At 65.2% G+C, this 17,985-nt stretch carries 19 protein-coding genes and 2 pseudogenes; 12 read left to right on the top strand and 9 right to left on the bottom strand.

Annotated features, from left to right (window positions below):
- Positions 1 to 429: 429 nt before the first annotated feature.
- Both AC1DZY_RS11435 and AC1DZY_RS11440 read right to left on the bottom strand, forming a co-directional pair.
- Entirely contained in the window at positions 430 to 1,764 is a 1,335-nt protein-coding gene (locus AC1DZY_RS11435; RefSeq protein WP_476820237.1) for a histidine kinase dimerization/phospho-acceptor domain-containing protein, read from the bottom strand.
- A complete protein-coding gene (locus AC1DZY_RS11440; protein WP_476820238.1) occupies positions 1,761 to 2,423 on the bottom strand; it encodes a response regulator in 663 nt (220 codons plus the stop codon). The genes AC1DZY_RS11435 and AC1DZY_RS11440 overlap by 4 nt, the downstream gene beginning before the upstream one ends.
- 119 nt (positions 2,424 to 2,542) lie before the next feature.
- Here AC1DZY_RS11440 and AC1DZY_RS11445 point away from each other — a divergent pair, with 119 nt between their 5' ends.
- The 6 genes and pseudogenes from AC1DZY_RS11445 to AC1DZY_RS11470 all read left to right on the top strand — a co-directional run bounded on the left by AC1DZY_RS11445 (position 2,543) and on the right by AC1DZY_RS11470 (position 6,673).
- Positions 2,543 to 3,163, top strand: coding sequence for a DsbA family protein (locus AC1DZY_RS11445; protein WP_476820239.1), 621 nt, complete (start codon positions 2,543 to 2,545; stop codon positions 3,161 to 3,163).
- Between the two features lie 17 nt (positions 3,164 to 3,180).
- A pseudogene (locus tag AC1DZY_RS11450) lies at positions 3,181 to 3,843 on the top strand (L,D-transpeptidase); the annotation flags it as partial.
- 346 nt (positions 3,844 to 4,189) lie between these two features.
- Positions 4,190 to 5,497: a bifunctional sulfur transferase/dioxygenase Blh gene (blh, locus tag AC1DZY_RS11455; RefSeq protein WP_476820240.1), complete on the top strand. Its 1,308-nt coding sequence runs from the start codon at positions 4,190 to 4,192 to the stop codon at positions 5,495 to 5,497.
- A 20-nt stretch (positions 5,498 to 5,517) separates the two neighbouring features.
- Positions 5,518 to 5,826, top strand: a complete 309-nt coding sequence (gene bigR, locus AC1DZY_RS11460; RefSeq protein WP_476820241.1) for a sulfite-sensing transcriptional repressor BigR — start codon at positions 5,518 to 5,520, stop codon at positions 5,824 to 5,826.
- Positions 5,823 to 6,233 carry a YeeE/YedE family protein gene (locus AC1DZY_RS11465; RefSeq protein WP_476820242.1) on the top strand — a complete coding sequence of 137 codons (411 nt, stop codon included), beginning with the start codon at positions 5,823 to 5,825 and terminating at the stop codon, positions 6,231 to 6,233. The genes bigR and AC1DZY_RS11465 overlap by 4 nt, the downstream gene beginning before the upstream one ends.
- Positions 6,230 to 6,673, top strand: a complete 444-nt coding sequence (locus AC1DZY_RS11470; RefSeq protein WP_476820243.1) for a DUF6691 family protein — start codon at positions 6,230 to 6,232, stop codon at positions 6,671 to 6,673. Before AC1DZY_RS11465 ends, AC1DZY_RS11470 begins: the two co-directional genes overlap by 4 nt.
- Here AC1DZY_RS11470 and AC1DZY_RS11475 read toward each other — a convergent pair.
- Positions 6,660 to 7,829, bottom strand: coding sequence for a YeeE/YedE family protein (locus tag AC1DZY_RS11475; RefSeq protein WP_476820244.1), 1,170 nt, complete (start codon positions 7,827 to 7,829; stop codon positions 6,660 to 6,662). The genes AC1DZY_RS11470 and AC1DZY_RS11475 overlap by 14 nt on opposite strands.
- Before the next feature lie 164 nt (positions 7,830 to 7,993).
- Here AC1DZY_RS11475 and AC1DZY_RS11480 point away from each other — a divergent pair, with 164 nt between their 5' ends.
- The 3 genes from AC1DZY_RS11480 to AC1DZY_RS11490 all read left to right on the top strand — a co-directional run bounded on the left by AC1DZY_RS11480 (position 7,994) and on the right by AC1DZY_RS11490 (position 10,490).
- The gene (locus AC1DZY_RS11480; RefSeq protein WP_476820245.1) at positions 7,994 to 8,482 is read left to right on the top strand and encodes a DUF302 domain-containing protein; all 489 of its coding nucleotides are present in this window, start codon (positions 7,994 to 7,996) and stop codon (positions 8,480 to 8,482) included.
- Positions 8,483 to 8,616: 134 nt separating this feature from the next.
- The gene (copM, locus tag AC1DZY_RS11485; protein WP_476820246.1) at positions 8,617 to 9,060 is read left to right on the top strand and encodes a CopM family metallochaperone; all 444 of its coding nucleotides are present in this window, start codon (positions 8,617 to 8,619) and stop codon (positions 9,058 to 9,060) included.
- Positions 9,057 to 10,490 (top strand): YncE family protein, encoded by a 1,434-nt coding sequence (locus tag AC1DZY_RS11490; protein ID WP_476820247.1) that lies wholly within the window; start codon positions 9,057 to 9,059, stop codon positions 10,488 to 10,490. Before copM ends, AC1DZY_RS11490 begins: the two co-directional genes overlap by 4 nt.
- A gap of 54 nt (positions 10,491 to 10,544) precedes the next feature.
- Here the strand turns inward: AC1DZY_RS11490 and sorB are convergent, their stop codons facing one another.
- The 4 genes from sorB to AC1DZY_RS11510 form a co-directional block, all read right to left on the bottom strand.
- The gene (gene sorB / locus AC1DZY_RS11495; RefSeq protein WP_476820248.1) at positions 10,545 to 10,853 is read right to left on the bottom strand and encodes a SorB family sulfite dehydrogenase c-type cytochrome subunit; all 309 of its coding nucleotides are present in this window, start codon (positions 10,851 to 10,853) and stop codon (positions 10,545 to 10,547) included.
- 11 nt (positions 10,854 to 10,864) lie between these two features.
- The gene (gene sorA / locus AC1DZY_RS11500; protein WP_476820249.1) at positions 10,865 to 12,082 is read right to left on the bottom strand and encodes a SorA family sulfite dehydrogenase catalytic subunit; all 1,218 of its coding nucleotides are present in this window, start codon (positions 12,080 to 12,082) and stop codon (positions 10,865 to 10,867) included.
- Between the two features lie 120 nt (positions 12,083 to 12,202).
- Positions 12,203 to 12,994 carry an anti-sigma factor gene (locus AC1DZY_RS11505; RefSeq protein ID WP_476820250.1) on the bottom strand — a complete coding sequence of 264 codons (792 nt, stop codon included), beginning with the start codon at positions 12,992 to 12,994 and terminating at the stop codon, positions 12,203 to 12,205.
- The gene (locus AC1DZY_RS11510; protein WP_476820251.1) at positions 12,984 to 13,586 is read right to left on the bottom strand and encodes an RNA polymerase sigma factor; all 603 of its coding nucleotides are present in this window, start codon (positions 13,584 to 13,586) and stop codon (positions 12,984 to 12,986) included. The genes AC1DZY_RS11505 and AC1DZY_RS11510 overlap by 11 nt, the downstream gene beginning before the upstream one ends.
- A 168-nt stretch (positions 13,587 to 13,754) precedes the next feature.
- On the opposite strand from AC1DZY_RS11510, the gene AC1DZY_RS11515 reads away from it, so the two are divergent.
- Positions 13,755 to 14,849 (top strand): YeiH family protein, encoded by a 1,095-nt coding sequence (locus tag AC1DZY_RS11515; protein ID WP_476820299.1) that lies wholly within the window; start codon positions 13,755 to 13,757, stop codon positions 14,847 to 14,849.
- A 15-nt stretch (positions 14,850 to 14,864) separates the two neighbouring features.
- Here AC1DZY_RS11515 and AC1DZY_RS11520 read toward each other — a convergent pair whose 3' ends face one another.
- Complete coding sequence (locus AC1DZY_RS11520) at positions 14,865 to 15,794, bottom strand: LysR substrate-binding domain-containing protein (protein WP_476820252.1); 930 nt, start codon at positions 15,792 to 15,794, stop codon at positions 14,865 to 14,867.
- Positions 15,795 to 15,805: 11 nt separating this feature from the next.
- Positions 15,806 to 16,372: a Chromate resistance protein ChrB gene (locus AC1DZY_RS11525; protein ID WP_476820253.1), complete on the bottom strand. Its 567-nt coding sequence runs from the start codon at positions 16,370 to 16,372 to the stop codon at positions 15,806 to 15,808.
- Between the two features lie 346 nt (positions 16,373 to 16,718).
- On the opposite strand from AC1DZY_RS11525, the pseudogene AC1DZY_RS11530 reads away from it, so the two are divergent.
- Positions 16,719 to 17,591, top strand: a pseudogene (locus AC1DZY_RS11530) (efflux RND transporter permease subunit); the annotation flags it as partial.
- Between the two features lie 17 nt (positions 17,592 to 17,608).
- Entirely contained in the window at positions 17,609 to 17,983 is a 375-nt protein-coding gene (locus AC1DZY_RS11535) for a hypothetical protein (protein ID WP_476820254.1), read from the top strand.
- The last annotated feature ends 2 nt before the right edge of the window (positions 17,984 to 17,985 follow it).

Here is a 17,985-nt window from a genome sequence, read left to right on the forward strand (position 1 = left end):
GCATCGCAGGTGCGCGGCGGCTCATCGCATCGACAGCGACAATTCTGTCCATGCCGAAAACGAGAACTGCTGCGCTGCCCGCGACCCAGACATCGTGCCGCAGTTGAGGGCAGCACGCTCGGAACACGGATGCTGAGATGACGATATCCCGACCTGGTAGCGAAGGGATGGGTTCAGCGTGGGCATGCCGGCACCCGCTATGTGAAAGCAGCTGCGGAATAAGCCCTTACAAAACCGTAACTCTTTGTCCTGCTGAGGAAAAAGAGTGGTGCCCAGGAGAGGACTCGAACCTACCGGTCAGTCCTGTAGTCCTTGAAATACAAGGGAAATTCCGCCTCCAGTTCCAGCTCTGTGTGGGAGTACTGAGTGGGATAGGATGAGGACAATGATAGCGGACTTGAATCATCTGGCAAGTCTCTGAGCTCATGCTCAAGCGCTTCGCGCGAAGGTCACGGCCGCTCTTAAGCCCAGCCCGCTCGGAGGCGTGCCTAACGTGAGCTCCGCTAGCGCATTATGAAGTGCCACTTCAACGATCGCGAGCCCTAGGCCGCTTCCGGCGCTTCGTGCCGCACGTCCGCGATAGAAGCGCTGCCTGATGAGGGCCAGTTCGTCCGCGGGAACGCCGGGACCTTCGTCATCGACAGCCAGCGCGGCGTCTTCGGTCCTGAGCCACCTGATGCGACCACCCGGCGGGCTATGGAAGCATGCGTTTTCATGGAGGTTGCGCAGGGCCAGTTTCAGATTATCGCGGTCCCCCTCCACCGTCATCTCATCGATCGCTTCGTCGAATTCGACGGAGACTGATGCCGGCCGCTGTCCTTCGCGATCGATCTCGCGCAGCAACTGTCCAAGGTTCACTTGCTCCCGTCGGCTCGGCTCGGCGCCCGACTCCAACCTCGCAAGCGCGAGAATCTGGCTGACCAGGCGCGCCGTCCGGTCGACGCCCTGCATGATATGGTCCAGTGCGGCAGTCCGCATCTCGGTGGTGTCGGCAGCCTTGGCGATCTGGGCCTGGGTCCGGATGCCGGCGAGCGGGGTGCGCAACTCGTGTGCAGCGAAGGCAGTGAATTCGCGCTCGTGCCGGCGTGCTGCGTCAAGGCGCGTGAAGAGGCCGTTCAGCGCATCCGTCACGGGCCGGATCTCGTCGATGACCTTGGCCTGAAGCGGCGCGAGGTCGTCGGCGGCGCGCTGCTGCAGGTCGCCGGCGATGCCGCGCAGCGGCGAAAGGCCACGCCCGACGCTGATCCAGATCAGCCCGGCGAAAATCGGGAGCATCAGGAGCGCCGGAGCGACGAGGCCCAGGACAAGGTCGTTGACGAGGCGATCTCGCAGGCCGAGTCGGTCCCCGACAAGTACCCGGACATCCTTGGCCGCGTCTTCAATGGCATAGACGCGCCACTGCTCGCCGTTGATGACGCTGTCGCTGAAGCCGGCGGCATGGCCAGCAAGCCTCTCTGCGGGTGCCGCCGTCGAGGCTGCGACGAGTCGTCCGCCCAGCGACCAGATCTGGCAGGAGAGCTGGCGCTCGTATCCGCCAGAATCGCTCGCGGAAACCTGCGGCATCGCGGCGATCGCGGAGGCTGCCGATGCGTCGGCATTCCGGACGAGCGAGGAGACCATGCGCGCCGCCTCCTGCAGGCGCGTGTCGAGGACGCGTTCGAGCTCGGCCTTCGTGCCGAGATAGATCCAGGTGGTCGCAGCCAGCCAGATCAGGCCGGTTGTGGCGACGAGGATCACGAACAGGCGCGCGCGCAGCGAGGTCATGGTGCCATCCTCAATCGATAGCCCAGGCCGCGCACGGTTTCGATCAGCTCGCGTCCGATCTTCTGCCGGAGATTGTGGATGTGGACCTCGATGGCGTTACTCTCGACGTCCTCCTGCCAGCCATAGAGTCGCTCCTCCAGCTCGCTGCGCGAGCGGAGCACGCCGGGCCGCTCGGCGAGCGCGCGCAGGATCGCGAATTCCCGCCGCGTGACCTCGATGGCAAGGCTGTCACGCGAGACCGAATGGCTCGCCGGGTTCAGGACAAGGCCCGCCACTGCGATGGTCGCCGTCGCCCGGCCATCGCGCCGCCGGACCAAGGCCCGCAAGCGGGCGGCGAGTTCGTCGAGGTCGAAGGGCTTGCCGAGATAGTCGTCAGCGCCGCGGTCGAGCCCGGCGATCCGGTCGCGCGCCTCGTCGAGCGCCGTCAGGAGCAGGATCGGGCTCTCGTCGCCCGCCTGGCGCAGGCTGGCCAGCAGGTCGAGCCCCGAGCCGTCCGGCAGCATGATGTCGAGGACGATGGCGTCGAAGGCGCCTGCCGCGAGCGCATGCCGGCCATCGGCGCAGCTGCCGACGACCTCGGCGCTGACGCCGTGGCGCTTCAGCCCGACGGCGAGGCCGTCGGCCAGAATGGGGTCGTCCTCGACGATCAGAACACGCATCGCTTCTCCTTGAGGGGCAGCATCCCGGCGCGGCTTAAGGCTGGCTTAAGCTGGGAAGCGCCGATGGCTGCAGTCGCGGCCGTACAGGCCGCCTTCACCAGCCGACAAGGACCAGACCGATGCAGCAGGATCGCCGGACGATCATCAAAGGCCTGGCCTTGCTTCTCGCCGCCACGCCCGGATCGGCGCTTGCCCAGGGACGCGATCCCGATGCCGAGGCCATCCTCAACGATCCAGAGGCGCCGGTGTCCGGCAATCCGAAAGGCAACGTCACGATCGTCGCCTTTCTCGATTACAACTGCCCCTTCTGCAAGAAGTCCGCCCCTGATCTCGCCCGCCTCGTCCGGGAAGATGGCCAAATCAGGATCATTTACAAGGACTGGCCGGTCATCGCCGAGACCTCGATCTACGCGGCACAGCTCGCTCTCGCCGCTGGTTATCAGGGCGCCTATGCCAAGGCCCATGATGCGCTGATGGCGACCAAAGGGCGGCTCGGCCGCGAGCAGATCGCCGCGGCCATCAAGGGCGCCGGCGTCGACATGGCCCGGCTCGAAGCGGATGTAAACGGCAAGGCTACCCAGATTACCGCGCTGCTCCGGCGCAACATGGCGCAGGCGGAGTCGCTCGGGCTGCAGGGAACGCCGACGTATCTCATCGGCCCGTTCCGAACCTCTACCCAGGATTATGCTGGCTTCAAGCAGGTCGTCGCTGACGCGCGCAAGAAGCAGGCGGCCCTGTGACTGGCCTCAAAGCTCCCATGACCGACATCTCCAAGCCGACGCGGCGTCTAGCTGGCCTCATGATCGCTCTGGCTGCAGCCGGTTGTACGACCATCGCGCAACAGCCTATTCCGGCGAAGCCTCCAGCGCCCGGGTTCAGCGCCCTGGATCTAAGGCGATATGGCGCGGTCGGCGGTGAGCCGTTCCAGGTCCCCGCCGTCTCGCTTGAAGACCTGCGTCCGCGCAACCTGCGTCAACTCGTCGATTATCCGACTGCACATCAACCCGGCACGCTGATCGTCGATCCTGCGAACCGATACCTCTTTCTTATTCAGGAGCACAGCAAGGCGCTCCGCTATGGCGTCGGCGTCGGGCGCGAGGGTCTGGAGTTCACAGGTTCCGCAACGGTCGAGCGCAAGGCACAATGGCCGCGCTGGACGCCGACGCCCGATATGATCAAGCGAGAACCGGCGCGCTATGCGAAGTGGACCGGCGGGATGGCTGGCGGCGACACCAATCCGCTCGGCGCCCGCGCCCTATACCTCTTCAAGGATGGCCGCGACACGCTCTATCGCATTCATGGGACGAACGAGCCTGAGACGATTGGTGAAGCCGTCTCGTCCGGCTGCATCCGCATGATGAACCAGGACGTCATCGATCTCTACAACCGCATTCCGAAAGGATCGAAGGTCGTCGTTCTGCCCGCCTGAATGTCAGGACCAGCTTGATGGGCAGAGGCGCCCGATAATTCTTACCTCCTGTCGGAAGCGACCCGGCGGGATATGAGATCGATCGGGGTAGTTGCCGAAGCTGTTATCGGTCTCTGTCACCGCCTACGTCCCTTGCTACGACCGGTGCACCGTAGTCGGACCGCTTGACGGCTGCTGGCTGTGGCCCCCGGCGACTGCGTCTCAAACCAGGATGCAATCGACGTCTACAAAGCAATCCCGACGGACTTGCAGCCAACCACGCCAGGGGCTTGTAGTAGTCAATATATATTTTATATAACTGTATATTGAATTTCTCATCGAGCCTTGGAGGCCGGCGATGCAACCGATCAAAATTTGCGAAACGCTGTCTATCGGCGCCCAGCCGACTGAGGTGGATTTCGCTGTGTTGGCGTCGCAGGGCTTCAAAATGGTCATTAACGACCGCCCCGACGCCGAGGACGCCGTACAGCCGGGCTCTACAGCAGAAGGTAAGGCCGCCGAAGAAGCCGGGATGGCCTACGCCTTCATCCCGGTGACGGGCCCTGCGATCACGGACGCCGACGTCGCGGCGTTCCAGAGGGGTCTCAGGCTGGCACCAGGGCCGGTTTTCGCCCATTGCAAGACTGGACTGCGTGCCCTGACGCTTCATGCGCTTGGCGAAGTTCTTGACGGCCGCATAGAGGCCGACGACTTGCTCGATTTCGGCAGTCGTTTTGGCTTCGACCTTGCCGGCGCGAAGGCCTGGCTCGACCGACGCGCGGTCCTGAAGCCGCAGGTCAAGGGCTTCTATGATCCCCGGACCTTCAGCATCCAATACGTCGTGACAGACCCGGCCACGAAGCGCTGCGCCATCGTCGATCCCGTGCTCGACTTCGACGAGAAATCAGGCGCGACCGCCACGACCCAGGCCGACGCCATCCTCGCGTATGTCAGGGAACAGGGCCTGACCGTCGAATGGATCCTCGACACCCATCCTCATGCCGACCACTTCTCGGCCGCCCAGTACCTTAAGGCGCAGACCGGTGCGCAGACCGCGATCGGCGAACAGGTCGTCGCCGTCCAGAGGCTCTGGAAGGGCCTGTACAACTGGCCCGAGCTCGCGGCGGACGGCTCGCAGTGGGACCGGCTTTTCGCCCATGGCGAGCGGTTCAAGCTCGGCTCTCTCGACGTCTCCGTGCTGTTCTCGCCAGGCCATACGCTGGCCTCGATCACCTATGTCATCGGAGACGCCGTCTTTGTCCACGATACGCTGTTCATGCCCGATGGCGGCACGGCCAGGGCGGATTTCCCCGGCGGCAGCGCCAAGGCGCTATGGGCGTCGATTCAATCGATCCTGGCGCTGCCCGACGAGACGCGCCTGTTCACCGGCCACGACTATCAGCCTCATGGCCGCGCTCCGCGCTGGGAGAGCACGGTCGGCCAGCAGAAGCAGTCGAACGCTCACATCGTCGGACGTGACGAGGCCGCTTTCGTCGTCCTGCGTGAGGCCCGCGACAAAACCTTGTCGATGCCCAAGCTGATCTTGCACGCGCTGCAGGTGAACATTCGCGGCGGCCGCCTGCCAGAGCCTGAATCGAACGGCCGTCGCTACCTGAAGATTCCACTTGATGCACTGGTCGGTGCAGCCTGGGACGATGCGCTATGACACAGTCGTCGAGGCCGTCGATGACCCGAGCCGAGCTATCAGGCCGGGCGGCCGAGGTTGCAGGCCTGCTCAAGACGCTCGCCAACCGCAACCGACTGATGATCGTCTGCACGCTGGTCGAGGGCGAGTATTCCGTCGGCCAGATCGAAGAGGAACTCGGCATCCGGCAGCCGACGCTCTCGCAACAACTCACCATCCTGCGAGAGGCCGGGATCGTCGCGACGCGGCGCGAGGCCAAGCAGATCTTCTATCGCCTGACGGAGCAGAAGGCCGCCCATCTCGTCGAGGCGCTCCACGCCATCTTCTGCGCAGAGGAGCCCGCGCCATGACCCCCTACTGGGCCTCGCTTCTGGGAGGCATGCTGGTCGGCCTCTCGGCCACCATGCTCCTGCTTCTCAACGGCCGCGTCGCCGGCATCAGCGGCATTCTCGGCAGGCTCGCGCAAGGCGCGCAGATGCCCACCAATGCGGCCTTCGTCATCGGGCTGATCCTCGGTCCGCTGACCTACCGCTTGGCTTCGGGCACTTGGCCGGCCGTGAGCATCACGGCGTCACTGCCCGTCATCGCTCTGGCCGGGCTGCTGGTCGGCTTCGGCACGCGCATGGGTTCGGGCTGTACCAGCGGGCACGGCATCGTCGGCCTCGCTCGCCTGTCGCCGCGCTCGATCGCGGCCGTCATCACTTTCCTGAGCGCAGGGGTCGCAACCGTCACACTGATGAGGCTCGTCTCGCCATGAACCGAGCGATGCAAATCCTGACCGCGCTCGCCTGTGGCGCTATCTTCGGCCTCGGCCTATCGCTGTCGGGCATGCTCGACCCCGCCCGCGTGCGCGGCTTCCTGGATGTGGGCGGCGCCTGGGATCCAAGTCTCGCCTTCGTCCTGGGAGGCGCCGTGATGGTCGCCTTCGCGGGAATGGTGATGCGTCGGCGGCTGCGGCAGCCGGCCTTCGACGACAGCTTCCACCTACCAGCGACCACGCCGATCGACACGCGCCTGATCCTGGGCTCCGCCATCTTCGGGATTGGCTGGGGCCTCGCCGGCTTTTGCCCCGGTCCTGCATTAGCCGCGCTCTCGCTGGGGCTGACTCCTGTCATGCTGTTCGTCTTAGCGATGCTCGCGGGAATGACCACCTACGATCGCTTTGTTCAGCCGAAAAAGCCCGCTATGGCAGCCTGAACAGCGGTCGCAGGCGAAGCCCCAATGCGCTGCCGACGAAGGCACCAGCCACCCAGACCCAGCCCGACAGGCTTCCCGACGCCAGTGCCGAGAAATAGGCGCCGATGTTGCAGCCATCGGACAAGCGCGCGCCATAGCCCATCAGGAATCCGCCCAGGATCGCGCCGCACCACGCCCGCGCATCGCCGCCCGAGCGCAGGAGAAAGCGCCCGCTAAGCCCGGCAGCCAACGTGGCTCCTGCGACGATCCCGAAATCCATCACGGATGTGATGTCGGAGAACACGCTGTCGCCGAGTGCCGCCGCGTGGCTCTGCCAATAAGGCCATAACGCCGGGTCGAACCCGATCGATGCCGCGACCTTGGAGCCCCAAAGGGTAAAGCCGGCCGTCTCACCCCAGGGGCGGCCGGCAAGAATCAAGGTCAGAGTGTTGAGGGCGGCGAGCCCGACCGCCCCCCAGAGCAAGGGCCAGGGCATTCCGGCGATCTCGCGCAGCGAACGCGGGCCCATCTCGCGTGCGGGTGCCGGCACGACACGAATGACCGTGCCGAAAACGGCAAGATGCAGGAGCAAGGCCGGCAGCCACCCGATCCAGTCCTGCGTCGTGCCGGTCGAGAGGCTCGGGAGCCGCCACCAGAAGCCCAGATGCGCAGCACCGACCGCAGAGCCGACGATGAACCAGGCGAGTGTCATCAGCAGGCGGGCGTTGCCGCCGCCGAGCGCAAACAAAGTGCCCGAGGCGCAACCGCCACCGATCTGCATACCAATGCCGAACAGCACCGCGCCGATCACGAAGGATACGCCAACCGGGGTGACGAAGCCGCTGAGCGGCTGGCCGAAGACGCTGCCCATCGCCAGTAGCGGAAAAAAGACTAGGCTGGTGAGTGAGAGCGCGATCGCCTGCGCCCGGAAGCCGGAGAAATCGCGCTTCTCCAGTGCCGCCCGAAAGCTTCCGGCGAAGCCGAACGTCGATTGGAACAGCACGAAACCCAGAGCTGCGCCGACGAGCGACAGTATGGATTCGCGCCAGGACGCGCCATTGAGGGCGGCAAGTACGACGATGGCGCCAACTGCCACGACGGCCAGCACAGCAACGCGTCGCCCGCTCGCGCCATCGCAGACCGTGCTCTTTGGTCCAGCAGCTTCCGATAGCGTCATCGCGCTCTGACTCCCACACACTGTCATGAGCAGGGTTCCTGTCGCAACGAAATCACAAGCCGGCGAGTTAAGGCGCGATCACGCTGATGTCGCAGCATGGTGAGGTTCGTCCTCCCGCAGAGGCGCTAATGCTGTCGTTCCCAAACCGAATGAAGCGTGGTCGCATGGGCTGGAATACCTCATCTGCAATCGTCTTCGCCGCGTGTCTCGGCATCGGCCTCGCGCCTCTCATGCCGCCATCACAGGCTCAGGCTCAGGTCGATGTGGGCTACCGCATCGTTCTCACAAAACAGGCCTTCGCCCCGATGCAGGAGCGCTTGAGTGCGGCCATCGCCAAGGCCGGAATGAACGCGGTGACGCGCGCATCGGCCAGCGACGGCGCCAAGGCGCGCGGCGTGACGATCCGTGGCGATGTCGTGGTTGGCGTCTTCCGCAACGATTTCGCCACGCGCATGCTGGAAGCCAATATCGATGCCGGAATCGAGGCGCCGGTGCGCATCCATCTGGTCGAGGAGCCCGACGGCACGACGAGCCTGCGCTACCATCTGCCGAGCACGGTTTTCGGTCGCTACGATGGCGAAGCGATCAAAGCTCTCGGCCGCGAACTCGATCCGATCTTTGAGCAGATCGTCTCGGAGGCCGCTGGCGGATAGTGGACGGGCAAGTGCCATCGTCAGTCTGATCCGGCGTCAAGCACACGTGCTCGTGTTCGGGCTCGGACAGTCCCGTCGGAATGAAAGACGCCTCTCGCACGTTGAACTCCATATGAATTTGCAATGGAGGAACGATGCGAACGCTCCGACTGGCCGTGTTCGGCCTTATCGCGATGGGCTCGGCGGCCCATGCGACCGAAACGCCAAGACCATCGACGATCAACGCCGCCGGCATCGCCGCCACCGACATGATGGCCTTCAGTGCCGCGATGGAACGGTCGATGGCGCGCATGCATGACGGCATGGCAGCCGCCAAGCCGACCGGCGACCCCGACCGCGACTTCGCAGCGATGATGATCCCGCATCACCAGGGCGCGGTCGAGATGGCGCAGATCCAATTGCGTTTCGGCCGCGACGAGCGCCTGCGCCGTCTCGCGCAGGGCATCATCGTCGAGCAGCGCCAGGAGATCGCGGTGATGCAGGCGATCCTCGACGAGAAACCCGCTACGCCGACCAATGCCGCAGGCGCCTCGGCCCCCCAGCACGGTCATCACGACCACAAGGACATGAAACCATGATCACCCGCCTTGCAGCCCTGCTGTTGCTCTCGACTGCTCTCCCCGCCTTCGCCGGCCAGGCGCCCGGTCGCGCCGACGCGCCCGATATCGCGATCAGCAGGAGCGACCGCTTCTACACCTCCGACCAGTTCTCCAACACGGTCTCTGTGATCGACCCCTCGCAGAACAAGCTTTTGGGCGTGATCAAGCTCGGTGAGCCGACGCCGGCGAACCTCAGCCCGCTCTATCGTGGCCAGGTGCTGGTTCACGGCATGGGCTTCTCGCCTGACCGCAAGACGCTCGCGGTGGTCTCGATCGGCTCCAATTCCGTGAGCTTCATCGATACGCAGACCAATGCGGTGAAGCACACGGCCTATGTCGGCCGGTCGCCGCACGAAGCCTTCTTCCGCCCCGACGGCAAGGAGGTCTGGGTGGCCGTGCGCGGCGAGAATTACATTCAGGTGCTTGACGGCAAGAGCTACGCGCCGACCACGCGGATCAAGGTGCCCAACGGCCCGGGCATGACGATCTTCTCGCCCGATGGCCGCTACGGCTATGTCTGCTCGAGCTTCAGTCCCGAGACGGTTGTGATCGACACCAGGACCAAGAAGCTCGTCGGCAGCATGAAGCAGGACAGCCCATTCTGCCCCGATATCGCAGCCACGCCTGACGGTGCACAGGTCTGGCTGACGCTGAAGGACATCGGCAAGACGATGGTGTTCAACGCCAAGCCGCCGTTCCAGTCGCTCAAGGTGCTCGACACCGGCCCGATCACGAACCACGTCAACATCGTCCGCAACGGCAAGGAGCAGTTTGCCTATATCACGGTCGGCGGGCTGAACCTGATCAAGGTGTTCCGCACCGACGGCTTCGAGCAGGTCGCCAGCATTCCTGTCGGCGCCCTTCCGCACGGCCTCTGGCCGTCTGGGGACGGCACGCGTGTCTATGTCGGGCTGGAGAATGCCGATGCGGCTGCCGTGATCGACACGACCAGCAACAGCGTCATCGCGACGATCCCGCTCGGACAGGCGCCCCAGGGCGTCGCCTATGTTCCCAACGCGGTGACGAAGGGCGACGGCATGGCCAATCTCCAGCCGCTCGCGGCGGCGGCCAACTCCGCCCAGCTTTCGCTGGGTGGCGCGGACGGCAAGGCTGCGACACAGGTGACGCTGTTCAACCAGGGGCTGGTTCAGATGCTGCAGGCGGCCGTGACCGGGCTGGAGCCGAAGAAGCCCTATGTGCTGGCGCTGGCCAACGACGCCAAGGGCGCTGGCCCGCTGCAGGCCGTGGCGAGTTTCATGACGAACCCGGCGGGCGCCGCGATCGTCAATGCCATCGGCCCGATCCGGCAGGTCGTGCAGGAGGCAGCACCCGACATGCGCAAATACCTCGTCATCGTGCCCGGCACGGCCGATGCGCCGGGAAAGCCGCTCCAGATGCAGATGCCGTGAACGAAGAAAAGGGATGCGCCGGCTTTAAGCCAGCGCATCCCGAATGGCGGACGCTCAATAGGTCTTGGCGAGATACTCGGCGATCGCCTTGGCGTCGACCTCCTCGATGGGGGCGTGGTAAACCTTGATCATCTTCTGAACTTCAGCCTCCCAGAAGGCCTGGCCCTTCTTGGACGGCTGGAAGTTGATGTAATCGACCGAGTGGCACGACATGCAGTTGTTCTGCGCGGCGTCCATCCCGGGCCCGGGCCTGAGCACGGCCGTTTCGTCTGGCAGCTGATAGGTCTTGGGCTTGGCGAGCGCGAAGCCGGCGCCGGCCAGCACGAGGGCCGATGCGCATAGCGCCATGGTAAGCTTGTTCATATCCATCTCCCTCAACCCACTGTCACGCGCGTCGTCTCGACGACGTTGCGCATATAGCCCGCAGGGTTCCACGTCGCCTGCATCGGCTGGGTCTGGCCCTTGGCGTTGGTCGCCTTAACCATCAGCTTGTGTTCGCCCTTGCCGAGACTCACCGCTGCCTTCCACTCGCGGAAGGAGTATTTGCCGAGGCTGTCGCTCAGCTTGGCGACCCGCCAGGACTGGCCGCCATCGGCGGAGACCGCGACCTCGGTAATGCCATCACCTCCGTCGAAGGCGATGCCGCGCAGTGCGAGCTCGCCAGCCTTCACCGTCGCGCCGTCGAGCACGCTGGTGATGAAGGAGCGCACGTTGAAGCGGTTGATCGGGACGGTGGTCGCAGGCGCCTTGCCAGGCTCGGTGCAGGCGCAGTCGTTGTCGGGGATGCGATAGGCCGACTTCATCCAAAAGCCGTCGTAGACGCTGTCGAGCACCGTGATCTCGTTGAGGTGCTTGACCCAGTAGGTGCCGAAATAGCCGGGCACGACGAGGCGCAGCGGATAGCCGTTGAGCCAGGGCAGATCCTCGCCGTTCATGGCGTAGGCAAGCATGACCTCGCCGTCGCGGGCATGGTCGATGCCGAGCGCCTTCACGAAATCGGGCGTTTCGGGCACGACTGGACCATCAAGGCCGCCGAACGAGACCTGCAGGGCACCGGCCTGGACCCCGGCCTTGTCGAGCACCGCCTTCAGCGGCACGCCACGCCAGCGCGCATTGCCCATGGCGCCGTTGGACAGCTGGCCGCCGGCAACGCGCGGGTCGATCAGCCCGCGGCTGTTGCCGGAACACTGATGTACGGCGACGAGATCGACCTGCTCGAAGCCGGTCTTCAGGTCGTGCAACGAGAGCGAGAGCGGGGTCGCGACCTTACCCTTGATCTCAAGCTTGAACGTTTCAGGATCGATCTCGAGCGGGATGTCGGCGAGATGATAGCGCACGAAGAAAGCGTCGTTTGGAGTCAGGATGCCCTCGTTGAAGACGCTGAACGGCGTCTCCAGCTGTGGCGGCCGGGCCGTCAGCCCGATCAGCGGGCGCTTTCCCGGATAGGTGACGAGCGGGCGATCGCCATTGCCAAATGGCAAGGTCACTGTGTCGGCGGCGAAGGCTGCGAGGCGCGATCCAGCGATCAGACCTCCGCTCAGTCCCAATGCCGCTCCACCCGCAGATTTAAGCATCTGTCGTCTGTCGAACATGGCGTCTCTCCCAGAGGACATATTCCTCACGAGAAAGACAACGTGCGATCGAAGCGTTTTATTCCATCGCGCCCCCCTCGCAGGAGCGCGGCGGCTGGATGGAGCCGCGCACGCCTGATCTCACGCCAGGCAGGGCCCGCCGAACTGGCCCGCCTCGGCCAGAGCCAGGCGCTGCTCGTCGGTCGCGCCATGGCCCTGTGCGATCAGCCGCGCGACGAGGCTCGAGAGCCGGTCGAGCCGTTTAGGATCCATGCTGCGGCTGATCAGGGCGTAGCCGGCTCCGGCATCGTTCCAGGCCCGGATTCGAAGGCCGCTCTCGTCGCGAGAGGCAGGCGTCGGTCCGAACTTGTCGTCGGGGCGCGCGATCCACAGACCGAGCCGGCAGCCATGAGGTCCGCGATAGCCTGCGAGAACTCCGCTACTGGCAGCCGTCGGGTTGCTGGAAACATAGGATAGCTGCAGGCCGGCCGCCGATAGATCGGGCAGCGTCGTTCCCGACGCCGAGGTGATCACGATCTTGACCCGATCGCCACTGGCTGCATCGAGCTTTCCCGCCAGCCAGTCCTGATGCGCGGCGACGGCCGCCGCGATCTGTGTCGAAGCCGAAGGTCTGGGGAACGACCAAAGCGCAGCGCCCAGCCCAAGGGCGATGACGAGCGAGGCCGCCAACGCAGCCGGGCGCCAAGCGGTCGCCTGTCGCCGAGGCAGGCTGAATGGCGGCGCTGCGTCAAACGCTGCAAGACTGCTGGTCACGGCCCGCAACTGCGTCAACGAGGCGATGCGCAGGGCGAGCACGGGATCCCGCGCGACGGCGGTCGCGACGCTGGCGGCCGCCGCAGGATCGAGCTCGCTGTCGACATAGGCGTTGAGCATCTCCCAGTTCATCGACTTGGTCTGGGCATCATCCTGCATGGCGTCGACTGCCTGTGATCGGTGTGACGTTCTCGGCCGAGACGATCTCCAGAAGCGCCAGTCTGGCGCGACTCAGGCGGCTCATGACGGTGCCCTGCGGGACCCCGAGGATATCGGCGGCCTCGGCATAGCGAAAGCCGGCGATATCGACCAGTTCGATGATCTCGCGATGAGCCGGGTCGATCTTCTGCAGCGCCTGCTTGACGGTGATTTCTGCAATGAGCCGGTCGTCGCAGCCCCAAGGCGTGTCGCTCCACGCCTCGACAGGCCCGTCGACGGCTCGCACCGAAGACCGGCGGTGATCGTCGATCCAGCAGTTGCGCAGGACCTTGAACAGCCAAGCCCGCGCCTGCGACGCTTCGGTTGGAATAGACGGGCTGGCGAGAGCCTTGCTCGCGCAGGACTGCAGCAGATCGCCTGCGGCGTCCCGGCTGCCGCTCAGCCTGACAGCATAGCCGAACAGCCGCTGCCAGTTCTCCCGAAGTGCCAGTTCGATCGTCTTGCGCAGGATCGTGTCTTTCGCCGGCCGAAGGTCGCAGGGATTCCGGTCGACATCATGGCAGCCAGCGCGCGCTCCGTCATCAGCGACCAAGCGCAATCACGCCCGATGCCGCGCGTGTGCCCATTTTCAACCCGACGCGATCATTCGCTTTCATCGAACGAAACGAGAATGATTAGTCGTTGGATGGATCAATCATGGTGCTTCATTTTCCTGTGACCCAATCGTAGCCGATCACGCCAGGACCAACCGATGTCGTCGATGACCATCAACACCGCCTCCCGTGATCCGGCTTCCGGCGCCGGCGGCAAGCTGCGCGCCATCCTGCCGGGCCTGGCGCTCTGCCTCGCCGTGACCGGTGGAGCGTTCGCGCTGGAGCACATCGAGGAGCGCCTGTTCGATCGCGCCTGGCTGGAAGCGCTGGTACTGGCGATCCTGATCGGGACCGCCGTGCGGACGGCATGGTCGCCTGGAGCGGCATGGCGCAGGGGCATCACATTCTCGGCCAAGACGATGCTGGAGGTCGCGGTCGTCCTGCTGGGCGCCTCGCTCAGCGCCGCCACGATCATTGCCGCAGGGCCCGGCCTGCTGCTGGGCATCGCCGGCATCGTCACCTTCGCCATCGCCMTGAGCTACGGCATCGCCCGCGCCTTGAGCCTGCCGCGCCGGCTGGCGATCCTGATCGCCTGCGGTAACTCGATCTGCGGCAACTCGGCCATTGCAGCGGTCGCGCCGGTCATCGGCGCCGATGGCGACGACGTCGCCTCCTCGATCGCCTTCACGGCCGTGCTCGGCGTCCTCGTCGTGCTGGGCCTGCCGCTGCTGATCCCGGCGCTGGGCCTGAGCGCGACCCAGTACGGCATCCTGTCGGGCCTCACGGTCTATGCCGTGCCGCAGGTCATCGCCGCGACGGCTCCGGCCGGCGTCGTGGCCGTCCATATCGGCACGCTGGTCAAGCTCGTGCGCGTGCTGATGCTCGGGCCGGTCGTCCTCGTCCTGTCGATGCTGACCGGCCGTCTGCGCAAGGACAGCGACGAGCCCGCTCCTCACGTCACGGCCGGCGACCGCCCGATGCCGCACCGGGTGCCCATCCACCATCTGGTGCCGTGGTTCATCGTCGCGTTTCTCGTCATGGCCGCCTTCCGCTCGGCAGGCCTGATCCCGGCGATCGCGCTGCCGTGGATCGCGACTGTCGCCAATCTGCTGACCGTCGTCTCCATGGCGGCGCTTGGGCTCGGCGTCGACATCCGTACGGTCGCCAAGGCAGGTCCACGCGTTATCGCGGCCGTCACGCTCTCGCTGATCGTGCTGGCCGCCATCAGCTACGCGTTGATCAGGCTGCTTGGGGTCGCCTAACCGGAGCGGCGAACTTCATACGCTTCCCCGCGTCTCGCCGCCTGCCTCGATCAGCGCGTAAAACGCTCGTGCCGCTTGCGTGAGGTGGCGTTCCTTGTGACGCAGGGCCAGGAAATTGCGATGACTCAGCACGAACCCAGGCTGGCCATCCCGGACCATGACGTCAACCGCGATCAGCGCGCCAGAGCGCAGGCCCGCCTCCGCTACCAGGCGTGAGATCAGGGTCGCGCCGCCGCCCGCGGCGACGGCCGAGCACACGGCCTCGTTCGAGGGCAGCTCCAGTGCGATCGTCAGGCGGTCCAATCTGAGACCCGCTCCAGCGAGCGCTTGTTCAAACAATGCGCGCGTACCTGAACCGGGCTCTCGCAACACCCAGGGCGTCGCTGGCAACTCACTCGCATCGACGCAGCCAAGCTCCGCCCAGCCGTGCTCTCGACCCACAACAAGCACCATCCCGTCGGCGCCGACCGTCTCGATGGCAAGATGAGGATCATCGATCCGTCCCTCGACGAAGCCGAGATCGGCCACGCCGTCATGGATCGTGGCCGCGATCGTTTCGGTGTTGCCAATCGTCAGACTGAGCGCGATTCCGGGATGGCGCTCCTTATAGCGCTGCATCAGCGGCGGCAGCCAGTAGTTCGCCACCGTCTGGCTGGCTGCGAGCGCCAGCGTCCCGCGCTTCAGCCCGGCAAGATCGGCCAGGACGGTCTCGGCCGAAGCCGCGCGCGAAAGCACAGCACGCGCTTCCACCAGAAAGATCTGCCCCGCCTTGGTCAGCACGATGCGGCGCCCGACCCTGTCGAACAGCTTTACGGCATGACGCGTCTCGAGCGCGGTGATCGCAGCGCTCGTCGCCGACTGGGTAAGGTTCAGCTCGCGCGCGCCTTGCGTGACATGCTCGCGCTGGGCAACGGCGACAAAGATCCTGAGCTGTTCAAGGGTCATGGCGGCAGAACCTAACCCAGCTTGCCGCTGTCGGCCGGCTTATTCTCGTCCTGCGCCGCGAAGACGTTATGGGCGTAGGCGTCGAGGATCGCCTCCGACCTGGTCAACCGCTCGGCAGCCTCCTCGGCCCGCAGCGCCTTGTAGAAGTCGAGTTTCTGAATCTTGGCGATCCACGTCTTGAACTTGGTTAGCTCCTGCTCGTTCTCCTCCAGCTCGGCGAAGGTGAAGTGCTTGACGCGGGTCTCCTCCGCGATCTCCTCCTCGAAGGCGACGCACTTCTCGATGAATTCCTTGTACTCGTCGTCGCGGTCGGCGTTGAACCGGGCGATGATCTTTTCCTGCTGCTTCTGGTCGAGACCGACCGTCGCCAGCAGCAGCGCCTCGCCCTCCGCCTCGGCGATCTCGTTCTCGACAACCTTGAGACGACGGAGATGGTCGTCGGTCTTGGGCAGTACGCAGACGCCGCCCTGCAGATAGACGGCGCCCATCCCCTTGAGCTTGCGCCAAATCGAGACGCGCTTTCGCGCGGGCTCGGCCGGCACCTTGTACGTCAAAAGTAACCATTCTAGCGCTGCCATGGAACCTCTTGAATGTTACCATCGTTACAAATAAGCTAAGCGATTGAAGCTACTCTGCGATGCCCAGTGTGACAGCAAGAGAGGGCCGTGACCAGCATGCCGATATCACGGAAGCGATCGTTGCGCTTGGCGAAGCCTGGTCAGGTGGCTTGGTCTCAGCATGATTGGGACGGTGACAGTAGCCGCACTTGTCGGTCGTCTTCCCGAGGCGACGCCTGCAGGAATCATGCTGGTCGGGCTCTCGATCTCCTTGGCCGCAATCCTCCTGGTCGCGCTTCACCTCGCCATCCCACCCTCTACCTGAACCGAAGGAATCGGCCATGACCAGTTGGGCTGCAGCAGCAACCGCCGCTACGACGTGGTGCTGCGCCTGTCCGACCAGGATCGCTCCACGACCGGACTGGAGGACCTCCTGATCGCGACGCCGTCCGGGCACGTGCCCCTGCGCATGATCGCCTCGGTCTCGGAGACGGACGGCCCCAACCAGATCCAGCGCGAGAACGGCCAACGCCGCATCGCGGTCTACGGCAACGGCGACGGGCAGCGCGACATGACGGCGATCATCGCCGACATCCGCGGGGTCGTGGCTCAGACGCCGCTGCCTCAGGGCTATGTCACCCGCATGGAGGGCACCTTCCAGGCGCAGGAGGAGGCGACGCTGCGGATCGGGCTACTGAGCCTCGTATCGCTCGCGCTGATCTTTGTGGTGCTGTTCACCCGCTACCAGTCGGTGGTGCTGGCACTGATCATCATGGGCAACATCCCACTTGCCCTGATCGGCAGCGTGGTCGCACTGCACCTCGCCGGGCAGCCGCTCTCGGTCGCCTCGATGGTCGGCTTCATCACGCTCGCCGGCATCTCGGCGCGCAACGGCATCCTCAAGGTCTCGCACTACATCAACCTGGCGCTCCACGAAGGAGAGAGCTTCGGGCGCGACCTCGTCATCCGCGGCAGCCTGGAACGCCTGACGCCGGTGCTGATGACCGCGCTCTCGGCAGGGTTGGCACTTGTCCCGCTGCTCTACGGCGCCGACCAGCCCGGCCGAGAAATCCTGCATCCGGTCGCCGTCACGATCTTCGGCGGCCTGATATCGGCGACGATCATCGACACGGTGCTGACGCCGCTCCTGTTCCTGGCCTTCGGCCGCAAGCCATTGGAACGCATCGCGGCTGGCCGCGCCTCGGAAGGCGGGGAACTGACACCTGCCGAGACCTACTGAGAGAAAGGAGAACCAACATGCTCAAATCGATCGCCGTCCTGGCCATCGTCGGCTTCGCGTCGACCGCCGAGGCCCATGAGGTCTCGAAGGGTCCTAACGGCGGGCCCGTGGCCGACGTCGCAGGCCACCATGTCGAGATGGTGGCGAAGGGGACCGAGTTCGTCCTCTACCTCACCGACGCCGCCGACAAGCCGCTCGCCTCCGCGGGAACGAAGTCGGCCCGCGCCATCGTCCAGGATGCCGGCAAGACCGCTACCGTCGCGCTGTCGCCTGTCGAACCCAACAAGCTCGTCGGCAGCCTCGCCCAATCCCTCGGCAAGGGCGCACGCGTCGTTGTCTCCGCCACGCTCGCCGATGGCCACGCGCTGCAGGCGCGCTTCACCCACGACTGACC

It is taken from the genome of Allobosea sp. P2_A10 (genome assembly GCF_056405115.1).

What these genes read in the sequence shown, in the direction of transcription:
- bigR (WP_476820241.1), top strand. Translation starts at nt 5,518, where the DNA reads ATGACCCGAGCCGAGCTATCAGGCCGGGCGGCCGAGGTTGCAGGCCTG.
- copM (WP_476820246.1), top strand. Translation starts at nt 8,617, where the DNA reads ATGCGAACGCTCCGACTGGCCGTGTTCGGCCTTATCGCGATGGGCTCG.
- AC1DZY_RS11490 (WP_476820247.1), top strand. Translation starts at nt 9,057, where the DNA reads ATGATCACCCGCCTTGCAGCCCTGCTGTTGCTCTCGACTGCTCTCCCC.
- AC1DZY_RS11505 (WP_476820250.1), bottom strand. Translation starts at nt 12,994, where the DNA reads ATGCAGGATGATGCCCAGACCAAGTCGATGAACTGGGAGATGCTCAAC.
- AC1DZY_RS11480 (WP_476820245.1), top strand. Translation starts at nt 7,994, where the DNA reads ATGGGCTGGAATACCTCATCTGCAATCGTCTTCGCCGCGTGTCTCGGC.
- AC1DZY_RS11435 (WP_476820237.1), bottom strand. Translation starts at nt 1,764, where the DNA reads ATGACCTCGCTGCGCGCGCGCCTGTTCGTGATCCTCGTCGCCACAACC.
- sorA (WP_476820249.1), bottom strand. Translation starts at nt 12,082, where the DNA reads ATGTTCGACAGACGACAGATGCTTAAATCTGCGGGTGGAGCGGCATTG.
- AC1DZY_RS11465 (WP_476820242.1), top strand. Translation starts at nt 5,823, where the DNA reads ATGACCCCCTACTGGGCCTCGCTTCTGGGAGGCATGCTGGTCGGCCTC.
- AC1DZY_RS11525 (WP_476820253.1), bottom strand. Translation starts at nt 16,372, where the DNA reads ATGGCAGCGCTAGAATGGTTACTTTTGACGTACAAGGTGCCGGCCGAG.
- AC1DZY_RS11475 (WP_476820244.1), bottom strand. Translation starts at nt 7,829, where the DNA reads ATGACGCTATCGGAAGCTGCTGGACCAAAGAGCACGGTCTGCGATGGC.
- AC1DZY_RS11535 (WP_476820254.1), top strand. Translation starts at nt 17,609, where the DNA reads ATGCTCAAATCGATCGCCGTCCTGGCCATCGTCGGCTTCGCGTCGACC.
- sorB (WP_476820248.1), bottom strand. Translation starts at nt 10,853, where the DNA reads ATGAACAAGCTTACCATGGCGCTATGCGCATCGGCCCTCGTGCTGGCC.
- AC1DZY_RS11520 (WP_476820252.1), bottom strand. Translation starts at nt 15,794, where the DNA reads ATGACCCTTGAACAGCTCAGGATCTTTGTCGCCGTTGCCCAGCGCGAG.
- AC1DZY_RS11470 (WP_476820243.1), top strand. Translation starts at nt 6,230, where the DNA reads ATGAACCGAGCGATGCAAATCCTGACCGCGCTCGCCTGTGGCGCTATC.
- AC1DZY_RS11440 (WP_476820238.1), bottom strand. Translation starts at nt 2,423, where the DNA reads ATGCGTGTTCTGATCGTCGAGGACGACCCCATTCTGGCCGACGGCCTC.
- blh (WP_476820240.1), top strand. Translation starts at nt 4,190, where the DNA reads ATGCAACCGATCAAAATTTGCGAAACGCTGTCTATCGGCGCCCAGCCG.
- AC1DZY_RS11445 (WP_476820239.1), top strand. Translation starts at nt 2,543, where the DNA reads ATGCAGCAGGATCGCCGGACGATCATCAAAGGCCTGGCCTTGCTTCTC.